Genomic DNA, 16,231 nt, shown 5'->3' on the forward strand with positions numbered 1-16,231 from the left:
TCTATCAAGAATTATTTAATAAATAATTCACCACCTTTGTGGTTTTCCCTCCCTTCTTGTAAACTCTTGAAACCCTTCTAGGAATTCTAGAAAGAATTTCATAGCTAATAGTATTATCCATATCAGCAATATCGTTAACTGTAATTTCCTTATCTCCGAAGATAGTAACTGTTTCTCCAATTTCATGGTTTAAATTTTTTAATTCTACCATAACTTGATCCATACAAATTCTTCCTAATATCTTTGCTTTTTCTTCACCAACTAATATATACCCATTGTTTGATAAGGATCTAGGTAGTCCATCAGCATATCCAGCCATAATTGTAGCAACTTTAATATCATGAGGGGCTGTGTATGTCCTCCCATAACCTATTGTATCTCCCTTTTTTACATCTTTTATATAAGAAATTTTAGACTTTAGACTCATTACTGGTCTAAGGTCAGTTTTTGTATTTTCTTTTACATAACTAGATGGATAAATTCCATATAAACCTATGCCTAGTCTCACCATGTCCATAGAAAAATCATACATTAGAAAGGCAGCGTCATTATCTACATGCCTTATGTTAAATTTTATGCCTTTAGAATTTATTTTCTCTAACATATTGTAAAAGGTTGAAAACTGTTTTTCTGTAAATACTTTGTCATTTTCATCAGCTGATGCGAAATGTGTGAAAACTCCCTCTAAAATTATATTTTCTAACTTAGAAATTTCTACAATATCTTCTATAGATTTTTCATTTGGCAAAAATCCAACTCTTCTCATGCCTGTATCTAGTTTTATATGTACTCCAAGTTTTTTCCCTGATGCTTGAAGTTTTTCATTTAATTTTTTGCAAGAATTTAAAGTAAATATACTTGGCTCAATATTATATTTAATTGCATAGTCAAGATATTCATCTTCTACCTGAGTTAAAATCATTATGTTTTTTTTAATTCCAGATTTTCTTAGTTCAATTCCCTCTGAAATTGATGAAACAGAAAAATAATCTACAATATCTTCAATTTCTCTTGCAACATCAACAGCACCATGTCCATAAGCATTAGCCTTTATAACTGCTGAAATTTTCTTAATTGAAGATTTTTCCTTAAATGATTCTATGTTATGTCTTAAATTATCTAAATTAATTTCCGCCCAGGTAGGACTTATTATATTTTCCATACTGCCCCCTAATCAACTTTAATTGGACTTTTAAAATTTTGGTAAATTTTTATAGCCTTTGGTAAACACCTTATAATATCCCTTGCTATAACAGAATAGTCTGTAAGTTCAAAGCCAGCAATTTCTCCGCTTAATCCGTGTAAAAAAACACTCAATTTTGAAGCTTCAAATATATTAGAATTAGAAGCTAAATTTGAAGCTATTATTCCCGATAAAACATCTCCCGAACCAGCAGTAGCAAGGGCAGAAGATCCAGTTTTGTTTATATATGTAGAGCATCCATCAGTTACAAGACTCTCATGTCCTTTTAAAACTACCACACAATTATACAATAAAGCAAATTTTTTTTGCAATTGAAAGCCTGTTAGCTTTTACATAATCTAGATCTTCTTGGATAAGTCTAGACATTTCCATTTCATGTGGTGTAATTACAGAATTTTTTAAATATTTAAGAAGACTTCTATTTTTAGAGATAAAATTTAAGCCATCTGCATCAATAATCTTTCTAGTATCAAGTTTAAGTATTTTTTCAAAAGCTTATAATCAATATCTTTTCCCATTCCCATTCCAATAGCTATTGAGTCCATCTTTTCTAAAAATTCAAACAATTCTTTATTGTCTTCTAGCTCCATAATGATATTTTCCACAAGTTTTATTTCTAAAATATTTTGTATTTCCTTTGGAACTATTGTATAAGATAATCCCGAACCCGCCTTTAAACTTGCAAGAGATGAAAGATAAACTGATCCTGTCATAGATTTGCTGCCGCCTATTATAGCTGTTTTCCCAAAATCTCCCTTATGAGAATCCTTACTTCTCTTTTTTAAATCTGCTAGGCTTTTTACTAATTCTTTAACCTCACCAAGTCTTTTAATATCTAGTATATTATTTCCTATAAAAGCTGATGCTATTACAAAATCTTTCTCGTGAGAAATGGAAATATCTATATCTAAGATATCCTTATATCTAGCAGATGGAGCACCTAAATTATCCCAAAATAAATTTATATCCTTAAAGCTAACTATCCCAATACCACTTCCAAGAGCTTTACTTATAGCTTCCTTGGCCGCATAGATTCCTCCTAAAGTTTCTACTTTATTATTCTTTGACTCTATGTAATTTAATTCATTGTCATTTAAAATTCTTTTTTTAAGAAGGCTTAAATCCATCGTTTTAAGCCTTCTTAAATCTAATATATCTAATCCAATCATTTGTATGCTTCTTTTCTCTTGTTAGCTAAATTCATAAGAGTATCTTGGCCTAATATTTTTAATTTCCCGCCTTCTAATAGTATCTTTCCATTAACTATAAGGCTATCTACATTTGAAGAATTTGCAGAATAAACAAGGCAAGATATTAGATTGTTTAATGGGTTTAAATTAACTCCACTTAAATCTATGATAGCAAGGTCAGCTAAAAATCCTTCTTTTATTTTTCCAAGTTCATTTTCCATGCCAATTGCCCTAGCTCCATTTACTGTAGCCATTTCTAAAACTTTGTATGCTTTTAGACTTGTTGGAGAATTAGACTTAACCTTAGCAAGAAGTGATGCAAATTTCATCTCTTCAAACATATCTAGATTATTATTTGATGATGAGGAGTCAGTTCCAAGTCCAACATTTATTCCCATATCTAGCATTTTTTGTACATCAGCTATACCACTAGCAAGCTTTAAGTTTGAGCATGGATTGTGAGCAACTGATACATTTCTCTTGGCTAAAATTTCAAAGTCCTTATCCTCTAAGTGAACGCAATGAGCGGCTATTGTTTTAGCATTAAAAATACCCATATCATCTAAATATTCTACAGGAGTTTTTGAAAATTCTTTTATGGTATTTTGAACTTCACTTAAAGTTTCTGAAAGATGGATATGAAGTGGGGTATTCAATTTTAAGGCAAGGTCCCTAAGTTTAATAAAAGATTCTCTAGAAACTGTATATACAGCATGAGGACCAGGGTTTACTGTAACAAGATCACTATCCTTAAATTCTAAGAAGGCCTCTTCTATTTCTTCAATTTTTTCATCGATTGGCTTTTCATTATCTATTACTCCATAAGAAACAAGTCCCCTTACGCCCATTTCTTCCATAGATCTTGCTATAAGGCTAGAAGGGTTATACATATCTACTAGTGTGCTTGTTCCAGATTTTATAGCTTCCATTATGGAATATTTTGTAGCAAGCTCTATATCCTCAGGAGTAAGTTTTGCTTCTCTTGGCCAAATTTCCTTTTCAAGCCAATCCATTAAATTTAAGTCATCAGCAATATTTTTAAAAAAAGACATTCCAAGATGGGTATGAAGATTTATTAATCCAGGAATAACTAACTTACAAGTTCCGTCAATTTTATATGCATCTTTAGCATCAATTTTATCTTTTGAGATTTTTACTATCCTATTGCCTTCAATTAATATATTTACATTTTCATATATGAGGTTTTCCTCTATCATTGGAATAGCTTTTATATTTTTAAGTAAAATCATTAAACTTCAATCTCCTTTTTTAACCTTTCTTTAAATAATTCTATATCCTTTTCCCCAATATCTGACTCTAAGCTTCTAACTGTATCTTCTACTATGATTTTAAGAGACTCAAGGTTTCTATTGGTAAATACATCGCAGGAATATTCTAAAGAGATAAATTCAAATACAGCTTCAACTAGGTGGTTTGTAATATTATCTTTTTCCTTTTCTGTTAAATCAAAAAGTGAGACAGTTTTTCTAATATTTTTAGTAACTAGATAGACAATAAATTCTATAAATGAAATAAATACCTTTGTTTTATCATCTGACTCAAGCTCAAAAATAATAGTCAAAATAAGATTCCACTTTAAATCAAGATTCATTAGAGAATAAATAGCAAGTCCAAAATTTTTTTCAATATTACCTTTTATACTGTCAAGAGGCCCAAGCTCTATATAAGATCCAAAAGTAAAGTTTTCTTTTTTAAGCTTATTTAATTTCATAATTATTTTATTGAAATAATCATCTTCCATAACGCCATCAACATATCTGGCATTGGCAAATAAATACTCTACTATTAAATCAATTGGCTTTCTAAAGTCCAATAAAATTCCAGTATTATCTTTAAAGGAAATTAAAAATATATCATGAATAATCTTGCTTACAAATTTTTTTAGCTGATTTAATTTAGCAACATCTTCATCTTCTTCTAAATTGTAAAGTTTATTGTAAACAACCATTAGTTGAGAGTCTACCATAGTAAGTGTATCTTTAATTGAATACATTACCTCTCTAATAAACTCTTCAGTAATAACATAAGAGTAGTTTTTATATAAAATTCTATGGTCAATATCTCCCCAGAATATATTAACAAAAGACTTTATTTGAAGCTCAAAATGATACTTAGATGAATTAGTTTCAAACTTTCCATCAATCTTGTAAATATCAAATCCATTGTGCTGCTTTTGAGGCTGAGTTTCATTGATTTTTAATTTTATATTCTTTGAATAATCACTATAAAAATAGCCATCTATATCTTCAATATAGAAAATTTCTTTTAACTTTTTGTAAATTGAAGCCTCATCCTTAATAAACCTACACTCTATCCTAAGCCCTATAAGGTCACTCATACTATCAATAACTTTTTTAGGATCGCCATATTTTAAAAAGTAATTTTGCCTTAGGATTTTTTCCTTTAGAGATTCTTCACTCTTAACCCTATTGGTAATATTTAAAAAATAATCGTCGCCTTTAAACATTTTTTCAAAAACTTTCATAATTCCATCGGCAACTATTTCAATTTCTTCTCTTTTTTCACTTAAAATATCTCTGGTTTTATCTATAAAATCAAAAACTTCTAATTTCAAAATTTAGCACCTACATTTCTTTTGATTTGTATAAATATTATAACATGAAGATAGTTTTTTGTCTTTTAGAAAAAATCTATAATTTCACTTTAAAAAAGATAAAAATATGATATAATATAGAAAAGAATTTATGGAGGTTTAATAATGTTTGATGAAAAAGATGCAATTGTAGATGCAATAATAGAAATCCCAAAGGGATCTTCTAATAAGTATGAATATGACCATGAGTTAGGTAGATTTCGTTTAGACAGATGTCTATACTCCCCTATGTTTTATCCTGCAGATTACGGTTTTATAGACGAAACCCTATCAGGTGATGGAGATCCTATAGATATTTTAGTATTAACTACATACCCTACCTTCCCAGGATGTGTAATAAGAGCAAGAGTTGTTGGAATGTTCCTTATGACAGATGACAAGGGAAGAGATGAAAAACTTATTGCCGTTCCAGTTACTGACCCAAGATTTGAACATGTGCATTCACTTGGAGACCTATCTAGCCACCTTGAAAAAGAATTTGACCACTTCTTCCACGAATACAAAAGACTTGAAGAAAAAGAAGTTACAATAGATGGATGGTATAACGTTGGAGATGCAGTTAAATCCTTACAAGCTGCAAGAGAAAATTACAAAAATAAAAATAATAAATAAAAAAGTAAAATCTGATTTATTTCCTCTTTTACTAGAAATTTAAGTAAGAGAGGTTTTTTATATCGAAAGAAAAAAATTTATAAAATCTTAAAAATGTAGAATTCCCTAAGTTTAAACTGTATGAAAATTGAATATCTAGAAAAAGCTAAAGTTTTTAGACTTAAAAATAATTAATATAGTTAAGTTTAAGCTTTTATTTTCAATAATAATCGAGCATAGATAAAAAAACCAGAGTAAGATAAACTAACTCTGGTTTTCACTCTAATTTTTAATTTATAGACTTATTAATAAATATATTAAATTTCTTTTTGCTTATATAATTTGTTGCATATATATGGAGATACAAATGATGTAATTATAACTCCAAATGTTACAATAGCCGCAGCTCTAGGTGCATAAGCATATAAGGCGGAATTTTCAGCTGCCATAAGCATTGGAATACTAGCTGATAGACCTGCTATAGTTGCTAGACCTCCAGCAGACACTCCATCTCTTTTTAAAAACTTTCTCTCTACAAATAACATAGGTAGGAAAATTAAAATATAATATATAATTGCCATTATAATTCCTGAAAAACCTGCTTTAACCGCTTCAAATAAGTTGATACTGTTACCAACAGACCAACCAAGAGCAAAAATCATAAAAGGCATACCAGTAGAAATAAATTTTCCTAAATCCTTATCTATATTACCTATAGCAACACCCAAAATTAATGGAATGATAAGTGAAACTATTGACATATAATCAATGTTTGTAGGCTGTGATAATCCAAAAATAAGCATAGCTACAACAGGAGTTGCAAAAAGAGAGATAAATCCAAATGCTGACATATCAACCTCATCTCCGCAGTCTTCCATAATAGCTAAAAATAAAGAAGGATTAAGGGAAGTAATTGTACAAATAAATCCTACCAAGCTTATCCCTAAAAAACCATCAAGGCCAAAAATATTATAAAATAAAATAGCAAAGATGGCACTTATTGCAGTTCTAACAAAAATTAAAACCCCATAAATTTTAAGAACACTCTTAATACTACTTAATTTCACAGTACAGCCAGAAATAAAAATCGTAGCTCCCAAAATAAAGCTTAAACTTTTTGGTCCAAAAAGAGCTTCAGTAACTCCTCCAATATTAAATAAGTTTGGAAAAAAAGTATGGATTATTGCCGATATCATCATAGGAACAAGCAAGGTTCCACCAGGAATTTTTTTCATTAATTTCATAATTAAATCCCCCTAAACTATTTTTCAGATAAATATTTTAAAGTTGCAGCTCCCATAGCCTTTGCTGCAATAATCATAGAATCTTCATTAATTGTAAATTTAGGATGGTGATGTGGGTAAGCTTTACCATCAGGCTTTGCACCAATATAAAAGAAACAAGCTGGAATTACTTGTGAATAATATGAAAAGTCTTCTGACTGAGCTTGAGGACCACAGTCTTCAATCCCAACGATTTCTGGAATATTCGCTTCATTAACAGCATCAACAACAAGCTGTGTCATATTGTCATCATTGATAAGAACAGGGTAATCATTTTTATAATCCAAATCAATTTCGCAGCTAAAAGCTTTTTCCATTCCTTGACAAATATTTCTAACTTCTCTTTCAATAATCTCTCTTGACTCATCAGACATACATCTTACATCGCCTTCAAGAGTTACAGAGTCTTTAATAATATTAAATTGACCCACTCCATCAAAAGAACCAATAGTAACAACTCCAGGAGTCATAGGATTAACTCTTCTTGAAACAATGGTTTGAAGGCTTAAAACTAAATTACTAGCAATAACAATAGCATCATTAGCTTCATGAGGAGCAGCCCCATGTCCACCCGTTCCCTTAACAACAGCAACAAATTTTGCACGGGCTTGTTGAGTAGGTCCCTTATGATAATAAATTTTTCCAAAATCCATTTGACTCATAACATGGCAGCCAATAATACTATCAACTCCATCGAGGACACCATCTTTAATCATTAGGCTAGAACCTCCTGGTGGCATTTCTTCAGCTGGCTGATGTATAATAACAATCTTTCCAGAAAAATCTTCTTTCATTTCTGTAAGTGCGTCTGCCAAGACCATCAAATATGCGGTATGAGCATCATGACCGCAAGCATGCATAACTCCCTTATTAGTAGAAGCATAGTCTAAGCCAGTTTCTTCAGTGATTGGAAGTGCATCAAAGTCAGCTCTTAAAGCAAGAGTTTTTCCAGGCTTACCAGAGTCAATGGTAACTTTAATACCATAACCCCCAATATTTTTTTCAACCTTGACTTCTTTATTATTTTCATAGTGCTTAAAAATATACTCACTTGTTTCTTTTTCTTCATATGATAATTCAGGATGCTGATGAAGCCATCTTCTATATGTTAACATTAGGTCTTTTTTAGAATCTATTAAAGAAAATAATTTATCATATTTCATAAATAATTCCTCCCTTCATTCTATATTATTATACCCATTTTTTAAAAAAAGTTACCACGCAGAAGTGATAAAAAACCAATATAATAAAATTTAAAAAAATGCTTTTTGTAATCACTAATATATCCCCATAAATATCAATATTCTTAATATAAAGTTTATATTAAAAATAAAAAGATAATGCTTAATAATAAGTGATAGGCTCCTCTTGTTATATTAAAAAGTAAACATTAAACTTATTAAATTTTTTTCTTAATTATTTAGATATTAAATATTTATAAAAAAAGAAACAAAAAAAGAAGCCCAAAGGCTTCTTTTGAAAAAGGAGACCCCTTATAAAAGGGAATAAAATGAAAAAATTAAAAAATTTTATGATTACAAGTTTCTATATACAATAACTCTATTATTATCTATCTCAAATGAATCGGATAATTCTTTAACTATTTTTAATCCTCTTCCGCTTGGCTTTACGCTCAAGGGATCATACTTTAGACATTCTGGAGGTATTCCGCATCCCTCATCTTTAACAACTATTTTTATAGATTCTTCTTTAAGGTCAATAAATATACCAAGCTTTTTATTTGGATTTAATGAATTTCCATGCTTGCATCCATTTATGACAAGTTCGTTTATGATAAGTTTTATGTCTAAAAAAGCTTCCCTATCTTCAATATATTCTTTTAGATGATTTTCAATCGTTGCAACTTTAAAAAGTACATCAGTTAAGTCCGATTTAATTTTTCCTCTATATATATACATAATAAACACCTCAAAAATTATCTACTATATAGATACCCAAATTTTGAAATAAAAAACATATTTCTACATAAAAATAATAATTTTAAAAAATAAGAATTATTTTTTGAAGTATTTACTTATTTTTGGGTATAATAATATTGTAACTACTTTACGAAAGGAGATTATTATTTATGGAAAAATGGGTTTGTGGACCATGTGGATTCGTTTATGATCCAGAAGTAGGCGATCCTGATTCTGGTGTTGAGCCAGGAACAAAATTTGAAGATCTTCCAGATGATTGGGTTTGCCCAGTTTGCGGAGCTACAAAGGATATGTTCGAAAAGCAAGACTAGTAAATTTTTAAAGGAAAGCAGATGCTTTCCTTTTTGCTTTTTTAAATTGGATATTTTTCCTTTAAGAATTTATAATATTTTTCAGTGAGCGAAAATAGTATATAAACAAATATTATAGTAATAGGGATATAAAGACTCTCTGGAAACATCTCTCCAAAAGGTCTGTCTTTTAAATAGAAATAATTTCCATTTAATATAGGATTAATAATTAGAACCACACTTATATAGGCTAAAAATAAAATATAAGCCTGCTTTTTATATATTTTCACACTATGGTCTAGATGATAGGCAAAATAAGTATAGCTTCCTCCTAATAGGTTATAAATATGGTTTATTATAAAGCTTAAACCCATAGGATGAGTAATAGTGTCTATCCTAGATGGATAGATAAAGCTTAGAAGGGCAAAACTAGCAAAGTAGGCTTGTAGATGCGCTATTTTTTCATTCTTATTTATAAGAAATATAAAAAGTAGTATTGAAGAAACTCTGCATGCATGCAGTGGAAGTCCATCTGAAAAATCAAAACCATCTTTATTAAAGTAAGTTTTATACATTATTATTTGCTGAAAAAGAATTATTCCTATTAAATATAAGTCAATTTTCTTTCTATTTTTACATATTACCTGCCTTTTTCTAAATAAAAGGTAGGTAAATAGAATTAATATTCCTATATAAATAAAATGCATTGGTCCAAAAATTTTTATATACTCTTCTTCCAAAATCTACCTCCTATTTTCAAAATATATTATTTTTAAAAATGTTTTGATTAAAAAATTTAATTGCTTTTTGTAGTGAGAAAATATAATAAGCTGAGTCAAAATTTTGACTCAGCTATTTATTTTTTTATAATCTTTTCAATTAGAGAAAGAATTTTTTCCCTATTAGTTTTATTTTCTGCAGAAAAAGGGATTATTTTATCTCTTTCTACGCCTAGTTTTTCTGATATTTCTTTTTTTGCTTTATCAAACTTACCTTTTGATATTTTATCAGCCTTAGTTGCTATTACATATCCAGTAAAGCCATTTGCTATAATATATTCATACATATCAAGGTCATCATCTGTTGGTCTATGTCTAATATCAACAACAAGAAATATTTCTCTAAGATTTTCTCTATCTTCTAAATATTCTTCTATAATTTTAGCCCACTTTATTATTTCACTTTTAGGTGCACTTGCAAAGCCATATCCTGGTAAGTCTACGAGCCTAAACTCATCATTTGCTAAATAAAAATTAACTGTTCTAGTTTTACCTGGTTTAGATGATGTTCTAGCTAGATTTTTCCTAGCCAAAACTGCATTTATCATAGAAGATTTACCTACATTTGATCTTCCTGCAAAGGCAATCTCAGGAAGCTTTTCTTTTGGATATTGCGATTTAAAACCTGCAACCTGTTCAAGACTTGAGAAATTTATTTTTAGCATTTAATCCACCAGTGAAAGAGAAATTACTTCTGGGATATATTTTACAAAATGAATATCAAGTTTTTTTCTAACTGACTCTGGTATATCTTCTAAATCTCTTTTATTTTCTTCAGGTAATATTATAGTATTTATATTATATCTATGGGCTGCAAGAATTTTTTCCTTAACTCCACCAATAGGGAGAACCCTTCCTCTTAATGAAATTTCCCCAGTCATAGCTATATCTCTTCTAACTTTTTTCTTTGTTAAGCTTGAAACTATGGCTGTTGCAATTGTTACTCCAGCACTAGGCCCATCTTTTGGAATTGCTCCTTCAGGAACGTGAACGTGAATATCCTTGTCCTTATAAAAAGTCTTATCTTTTATATCAAACTTATCTAAATTAGATCTTATATAAGAAATAGCAGCATAGCAAGATTCTTTCATTACATCTCCCAAAGATCCTGTTAGAGTTACTTCTCCCTTTCCTGGCATTATACTTGATTCAACTTGAAGTATTTCTCCACCAACGCTAGTCCAAGCAAGACCAGTTACAACACCTACCATTTCCTCTTTATCAAATATATCGTCTGTGTAAATTTCCTTGTCTGCATATTTCTCTAAATTATTGAGACCTATATTTATTTTATCTTTATCACGCTCATACATATCTTTAATGCTTCGTCTTATAACTCTTGAAAGAATCCTTTGTAGATTTCTAACTCCAGCTTCTCTTGTGTAATCTTTTATAAGTTTTTTAATAGCAGAATCGGATATTGAAAACTCTTCTTTGTTTAATCCGTGTTTTTCCATGGCTTCTCTTAAAAGATAATCTTTTGCTATATGAAATTTTTCAACTTCAGTATAAGAAGAAACTTCAATAACTTCCATTCTATCTAAAAGAGCATCTGGAATAGTACTTACTGAGTTAGCGGTTGTAATAAACATGACCTTACTTAAGTCAAAAGGAATTTCAAGATAGTGATCAGTAAATTCATCATTTTGACTTGGATCTAGTACTTCTAGTAAGGCTGAAGCTGGATCCCCTCTAAAATCTGTAGATAGTTTATCTATTTCATCAAGTAAAAAAACTGGGTTAGATGTTTTAGCAGAAATAATATTATTTATTATTCTACCTGGCATAGATCCAATATAGGTTTTTCTATGTCCTCTAATTTCAGCCTCATCCCTAACTCCTCCAAGTCTCATAGAAGTAAATTCTCTACCAGTTGCCCTTGCAATTGACCTTGCAATAGAAGTTTTTCCAACTCCAGGGGGCCCAACTAAAAGAATTATAGGTGCAGAATCTGCTTTAGTTTTCTTTAATACGGCTAAAAATTCTAGAACTCTTTCTTTTACATCCTTTAATCCATAATGGTCATTATCTAAAACTTCTTTGGCTTTTTTTAAATCTAATTTATCTTTAGTAAGCTTTCCCCAAGGAAGATCAAATACATAGTCTAAATAAGTTCTAATAACTTGATTTTCAGGAGATTGAGGTGGAAGATTTTCAAGTCTATTTATTTCTTTCTGAATTTTCTCCTTGCTAGATTTTGGTATTTTTAATTTCTTAAGTTTACTTTCAAAAGATGAAATTTCATCTTCATCTTCATCATCACCAAGCTCTTTTTTTATTACGCTTAATTGTTCTCTTAAGAAATATTCCTTTTGCGTCTTATCTAGGCCTTCTTTAACCTTTAAATTAATCTTCTCCTCAATTTCAAGCATTTCTATCTCTTTAGATAAGATTGATTTTAGGCTCTCTAATCTTTTAATGGTATCGAGCTGAGATAAGATTTTGATATGATCCTTACCCTTCAACTGAATGAGTGAAACTGTAATATCAGCAAATTTTCCAGGATCTTCTATATCTTCAAGCCCAATAATAGCTTCTTTTCCAAGATTTGGGTTGAACTTAGCATATTTTTCTAAATCTTGAAGAATCAGCCTCATAAGTGCTTTTTCTTCTTCACTAATTTCTATATTTTCTTCATTGTAGGTAAATTCAACTGCATCTGCTAAATAATATCCATCTATTTCGTGTATATTATTTATAGCAGCCCTATTTAAGCCCTCAATTAAAACTCTAGTTGCTCCATTAGGTAACTTTAAAGTTTGTTTAATCTTAGAAACTGTTCCCATTGAATATATATCGGTAAACTTAGGTTCTTCCACCATAATATCCTTTTGGGTCGCAAGTAAGATAAGATTATCATTCATCATGGCCTTATCGAGAGCATTTAATGATATTTCTCTTCCAACGTCAAAATGAATTACCATATTTGGAAAAATATATATTCCCCTAAGTGGAATAAGAGGTATTGAAATTTGATTTTCTTTATATTTGTTCATAAAACTTCCTTTTTCTTTATAATAAATAAGTGCTACAACTAAAAGATTAAATAGCTTAGCACTTATACTTCTTCATTTACTTAGTTAATATTGGGTCTTTCTTTTCAAGAACAACATCTTTTGTTATTGTGCATTTTTTTACACCATCCATACTTGGTAAATTAAACATTATATCAAGTAGGATTTCTTCTATTATTGATCTTAATCCTCTAGCACCAGTTTTCCTCTTATATGCCATAGAAGCAATTTCTTTTAAGGAATCTTCCTCAAAGATAAGCTTTACCCCATCTAATTTAAAAAGCTCTTGATATTGCTTGATAAGAGCATTTTTAGGTTCTGTTAGGATTTTAACTAAAGCATTTTCATCAAGTTCTTCAAGTGAAACAATTAGTGGAATTCTACCTACAAATTCTGGAATCATTCCATACTTTAATATGTCTTCGGGTCTAATATCTTTTATAAGTTCAGAATATTTTTTACTTTTTGATAAGCTTGTTTTAGCACCAAAGCCCATTGCCTTTGTTTCTTTTCTTTTTTCAATAATCTTTTCTATTCCATCAAAAGCTCCGCCTACTATGAAAAGAATATTTTTTGTATCTACTTCAATATATTCTTGTTGAGGGTGTTTCCTTCCACCTTGAGGTGGAACATTTGCAATAGTTCCCTCTATGATTTTTAAAAGGGCTTGCTGAACTCCTTCTCCTGAAACATCTCTAGTTATTGATGGATTTTCAGCTTTTCTAGTTATTTTATCTATTTCGTCAATATATATAATACCTCTTTCGCAAAGTTCAACATCATAGGAAGCTGCTTGAAGAAGTTTTAATATAATATTTTCTACATCTTCTCCAACATATCCAGCTTCTGTTAAACTAGTTGCATCTGCAATTGCAAAAGGTACATTTAGTATTTTAGCTAAAGTTTCTGCAAGTAAAGTTTTACCAGATCCTGTTGGTCCAACTAAAAGTACATTTGACTTTCCAATTTCAACCTCAGAGTTTTCGTGATTTATTCTTTTGTAGTGATTATAAACGGCAACCGATAAAGCTTTTTTAGCATTGTCTTGAAGTATAATATAATCATCAAGAATATTTTTAATTTCTTTTGGCTTAGGAACATCACCAATGCTTAAATCTAAATTTTCCTCACTTATTTCTTCTTCACTTAAAATCTCATTACATAATTTGGCACATTCATTACAGATATAAACCCCAGGACCAGCAATTATTCTATCAACCTCGTCCTGACTCCTTCCACAGAAAGAGCAGGTTATATCGTCTTTTTCATCAGTCATAAAATCTCCTATTTGTCCTTACTTTTTACTATTACCTCGTCAATTATTCCATACTTTACAGCTTCTTCACTTGTCATGTAAAAATCTCTATCTGTATCTTTTTCTATTTTCTTAAGTGGTTGACCAGTTCTTTCTACCAAAATATCATTTAATAATTTTCTTACCTTTAATATTTTTTCAGCTTGAATTTTTATATCTTCAGCTTGTCCTTGAGCACCACCTAAAGGTTGGTGGATCATGATATCTGCATTTGGTAGAGCGTATCTTTTACCCTTTTTACCAGCAGCGAGTAAAAATGCCCCCATAGAAGCAGCTTGTCCTATACATATTGTAGAAACATCACATTTAACATACTCAATAGTATCATAAATAGCAAGTCCTGCTGATACAGATCCTCCTGGAGAATTTATATAAAGGCTAATATCTTTTTCTGGATCTTCAGCTACTAAAAATAAAAGCTGAGCTACAACTAAATTTGCGACTTGGTCATTTATTTCACCAGATAGGAAAATTATTCTTTCTTTAAGAAGTCTAGAATATATATCATAACTTCTTTCTCCCCTACTTGTTTGTTCAACAACAACAGGTACCATCATAATATTACCTCCCTTTAAGAAGACTTAAAGCTTATTCTACTTTTCAGTTTCTTCCTTTTCTTCTTCTTTATTTTCTTCTTTAGCTTGCTTTGAAGGGTCAACCTCTTCAAATTTAAAATTATTTATCATGTGATCAAAAGCTTTTTTATTTGTAGCAAAAGATTTAATTTGGCTTGTATCTTCTTTTTCTAAGAAATCATTTACAAATTTTTCTTCATCATCTGAGTTATAAACTTTAGCAAGTTCTTTAAGTTCTTTTTTAATGTCTTCTTCATCAGCTTCTATATTTTCCTTATCAATATAAGATGAAAGAACAATTTCTTCAAGAACTCTTTGTTTAGATCCTTCTCTAAAATCATTTCTCATATTTTCCTTTTGAGTTCCGCTATGTTTTAAATAATCGTCAAATGAAACTCCCATTTGAGTAATTCTTTGAGCAAAATCATTGATATCACTATCAATTTGATTTTCAATCATAATCTCTGGAATTTCTACATCAGTCATATTTGCTAGAGCTTTTATAACTCCATCTATTTTTAGTTCTCTTTCTTTTGCATCTAGGTTTTTTCTAATTTTTTCTTCTAAATCCTTTTTATATTCATCAAGAGTATCAAATTCTGAAACGTCCATAGCAAAATCATCATCAATTTCAGGATATTCTTTTTCTTTAACTGAATTTATATGGCATTTGAATATTGCTTTTTTTCCTGCTAAATGCTCATGATAATCTTCAGGGAAGGTAACTTCTACGTCAAGGTCATCACCTTTTTTAGCTCCAATTAAGCCTTCTTCAAATCCTGGTACAAAGTGTTTAGATCCAATTACTAAATCATATCCTTCAGCTTTTCCACCTTCAAAAGCTTTTTCATCTACAAATCCTTCATAGTCAAGATTTACAGTGTCCCCTTCTTTGATTTCGCTGTCTTTTTCAACAAGTCTAGAATTTTTTTCTTTTTCACTATTAATAGCTTCTTCTAGCATTTCTTCTTTATATTCAACCTTTGGATATTTTATTGTAAGGTCTTTATAATCTTCAAAAGTAGCCTTTGGAGCTTCTGTAACTGTAAGCTCAGCCTTAAATCCATTTTCGCTTAGATCTTTTATATCTACCTTAGGATAGTCAATTGGATTAAGTTCTAATTCTTTTAGTGCTTGTGGATATTTTTTATTTAAAGCAATATTAGCTGCATCTTCATAAAAAACTTCTTTTCCATAGTTAGCTTCAATAATCTTTAGAGGAACTTTTCCCTTTCTAAAGCCAGGAATTTGAAAAGATCCCTTATTTTCATTGTAAGCTTCTTTAATAGCATTTTTAAATTCTTCTTGATTTACCTCTATTATAAATTTTGTAATATTTTTTTCCTTTAAAATAACTTCTACCATTTTTTCCTCCTATAAAAAATCGATTTTTAACAAGTAAATATTATAACATA

Annotated in this window: 15 protein-coding genes and 1 pseudogene; 2 read left to right on the forward strand and 14 right to left on the reverse strand. The window is 29.8% G+C overall.

Annotated elements, in window-relative coordinates; all coding sequences use genetic code 11:
* Positions 1-4: 4 nt before the first annotated feature.
* The 5 genes and pseudogenes from alr to VLK81_RS08515 all read right to left on the reverse strand — a co-directional run bounded on the left by alr (position 5) and on the right by VLK81_RS08515 (position 4,990).
* Positions 5-1,162 (reverse strand): alanine racemase, encoded by a 1,158-nt coding sequence (alr, locus tag VLK81_RS08490; protein ID WP_324620187.1) that lies wholly within the window; start codon positions 1,160-1,162, stop codon positions 5-7.
* A gap of 8 nt (positions 1,163-1,170) precedes the next feature.
* Positions 1,171-1,515, reverse strand: coding sequence for an ADP-dependent NAD(P)H-hydrate dehydratase (locus tag VLK81_RS08495; RefSeq protein ID WP_324620188.1), 345 nt, complete (start codon positions 1,513-1,515; stop codon positions 1,171-1,173).
* A pseudogene (acpS, locus tag VLK81_RS08505) lies at positions 1,487-2,373 on the reverse strand (holo-ACP synthase). The gene VLK81_RS08495 and the pseudogene acpS overlap by 29 nt, the downstream one beginning before the upstream one ends.
* Complete coding sequence (locus VLK81_RS08510) at positions 2,370-3,644, reverse strand: amidohydrolase (protein ID WP_324620190.1); 1,275 nt, start codon at positions 3,642-3,644, stop codon at positions 2,370-2,372. Before VLK81_RS08510 ends, acpS begins: the two are co-directional and overlap by 4 nt.
* Entirely contained in the window at positions 3,644-4,990 is a 1,347-nt protein-coding gene (locus VLK81_RS08515) for a GTP pyrophosphokinase (protein WP_324620191.1), read from the reverse strand. The genes VLK81_RS08510 and VLK81_RS08515 overlap by 1 nt, the downstream gene beginning before the upstream one ends.
* A gap of 144 nt (positions 4,991-5,134) precedes the next feature.
* Here VLK81_RS08515 and VLK81_RS08520 point away from each other — a divergent pair, with 144 nt between their 5' ends.
* Complete coding sequence (locus VLK81_RS08520) at positions 5,135-5,641, forward strand: inorganic diphosphatase (RefSeq protein WP_324620192.1); 507 nt, start codon at positions 5,135-5,137, stop codon at positions 5,639-5,641.
* A 296-nt stretch (positions 5,642-5,937) separates the two neighbouring features.
* On the opposite strand, the gene VLK81_RS08525 is transcribed toward VLK81_RS08520, so the two are convergent.
* The 3 genes from VLK81_RS08525 to VLK81_RS08535 all read right to left on the reverse strand — a co-directional run bounded on the left by VLK81_RS08525 (position 5,938) and on the right by VLK81_RS08535 (position 8,822).
* Positions 5,938-6,864, reverse strand: a complete 927-nt coding sequence (locus VLK81_RS08525) for a 2-keto-3-deoxygluconate permease (protein ID WP_324620193.1) — start codon at positions 6,862-6,864, stop codon at positions 5,938-5,940.
* 17 nt (positions 6,865-6,881) lie between these two features.
* Complete coding sequence (locus VLK81_RS08530; RefSeq protein WP_324620194.1) at positions 6,882-8,066, reverse strand: amidohydrolase; 1,185 nt, start codon at positions 8,064-8,066, stop codon at positions 6,882-6,884.
* A gap of 372 nt (positions 8,067-8,438) precedes the next feature.
* A complete protein-coding gene (locus VLK81_RS08535; protein WP_324620195.1) occupies positions 8,439-8,822 on the reverse strand; it encodes an ATP-binding protein in 384 nt (127 codons plus the stop codon).
* A gap of 170 nt (positions 8,823-8,992) precedes the next feature.
* Here VLK81_RS08535 and rd point away from each other — a divergent pair, with 170 nt between their 5' ends.
* Positions 8,993-9,154: a rubredoxin gene (rd, locus tag VLK81_RS08540; RefSeq protein WP_324620196.1), complete on the forward strand. Its 162-nt coding sequence runs from the start codon at positions 8,993-8,995 to the stop codon at positions 9,152-9,154.
* Positions 9,155-9,195: 41 nt separating this feature from the next.
* Here the strand turns inward: rd and VLK81_RS08545 are convergent, their stop codons facing one another.
* The 6 genes from VLK81_RS08545 to tig all read right to left on the reverse strand — a co-directional run bounded on the left by VLK81_RS08545 (position 9,196) and on the right by tig (position 16,181).
* The gene (locus VLK81_RS08545; RefSeq protein WP_324620197.1) at positions 9,196-9,873 is read right to left on the reverse strand and encodes a TMEM164 family acyltransferase; all 678 of its coding nucleotides are present in this window, start codon (positions 9,871-9,873) and stop codon (positions 9,196-9,198) included.
* 116 nt (positions 9,874-9,989) lie between these two features.
* Positions 9,990-10,577 (reverse strand): ribosome biogenesis GTP-binding protein YihA/YsxC, encoded by a 588-nt coding sequence (gene yihA, locus VLK81_RS08550; RefSeq protein WP_324620198.1) that lies wholly within the window; start codon positions 10,575-10,577, stop codon positions 9,990-9,992.
* Positions 10,578-12,908 carry an endopeptidase La gene (gene lon / locus VLK81_RS08555; RefSeq protein WP_324620199.1) on the reverse strand — a complete coding sequence of 777 codons (2,331 nt, stop codon included), beginning with the start codon at positions 12,906-12,908 and terminating at the stop codon, positions 10,578-10,580.
* 76 nt (positions 12,909-12,984) lie between these two features.
* Positions 12,985-14,202, reverse strand: coding sequence for an ATP-dependent Clp protease ATP-binding subunit ClpX (gene clpX, locus VLK81_RS08560; RefSeq protein ID WP_324620200.1), 1,218 nt, complete (start codon positions 14,200-14,202; stop codon positions 12,985-12,987).
* A gap of 8 nt (positions 14,203-14,210) precedes the next feature.
* A complete protein-coding gene (gene clpP / locus VLK81_RS08565) occupies positions 14,211-14,801 on the reverse strand; it encodes an ATP-dependent Clp endopeptidase proteolytic subunit ClpP (protein ID WP_324620511.1) in 591 nt (196 codons plus the stop codon).
* A 33-nt stretch (positions 14,802-14,834) separates the two neighbouring features.
* Positions 14,835-16,181, reverse strand: a complete 1,347-nt coding sequence (gene tig / locus VLK81_RS08570) for a trigger factor (protein ID WP_324620201.1) — start codon at positions 16,179-16,181, stop codon at positions 14,835-14,837.
* Between the last annotated feature and the right edge of the window lie 50 nt (positions 16,182-16,231).

Source organism: Citroniella saccharovorans (genome assembly GCF_035481615.1).
Lineage (GTDB): Bacteria > Bacillota > Clostridia > Tissierellales > Peptoniphilaceae > Citroniella > Citroniella saccharovorans.

What these genes read in the sequence shown, in the direction of transcription:
- clpX (WP_324620200.1), bottom strand. Translation starts at nt 14,202, where the DNA reads ATGACTGATGAAAAAGACGATATAACCTGCTCTTTCTGTGGAAGGAGT.
- VLK81_RS08510 (WP_324620190.1), bottom strand. Translation starts at nt 3,644, where the DNA reads ATGATTTTACTTAAAAATATAAAAGCTATTCCAATGATAGAGGAAAAC.
- rd (WP_324620196.1), top strand. Translation starts at nt 8,993, where the DNA reads ATGGAAAAATGGGTTTGTGGACCATGTGGATTCGTTTATGATCCAGAA.
- VLK81_RS08520 (WP_324620192.1), top strand. Translation starts at nt 5,135, where the DNA reads ATGTTTGATGAAAAAGATGCAATTGTAGATGCAATAATAGAAATCCCA.
- alr (WP_324620187.1), bottom strand. Translation starts at nt 1,162, where the DNA reads ATGGAAAATATAATAAGTCCTACCTGGGCGGAAATTAATTTAGATAAT.
- VLK81_RS08525 (WP_324620193.1), bottom strand. Translation starts at nt 6,864, where the DNA reads ATGAAATTAATGAAAAAAATTCCTGGTGGAACCTTGCTTGTTCCTATG.
- tig (WP_324620201.1), bottom strand. Translation starts at nt 16,181, where the DNA reads ATGGTAGAAGTTATTTTAAAGGAAAAAAATATTACAAAATTTATAATA.
- yihA (WP_324620198.1), bottom strand. Translation starts at nt 10,577, where the DNA reads ATGCTAAAAATAAATTTCTCAAGTCTTGAACAGGTTGCAGGTTTTAAA.
- VLK81_RS08535 (WP_324620195.1), bottom strand. Translation starts at nt 8,822, where the DNA reads ATGTATATATATAGAGGAAAAATTAAATCGGACTTAACTGATGTACTT.
- VLK81_RS08530 (WP_324620194.1), bottom strand. Translation starts at nt 8,066, where the DNA reads ATGAAATATGATAAATTATTTTCTTTAATAGATTCTAAAAAAGACCTA.
- lon (WP_324620199.1), bottom strand. Translation starts at nt 12,908, where the DNA reads ATGAACAAATATAAAGAAAATCAAATTTCAATACCTCTTATTCCACTT.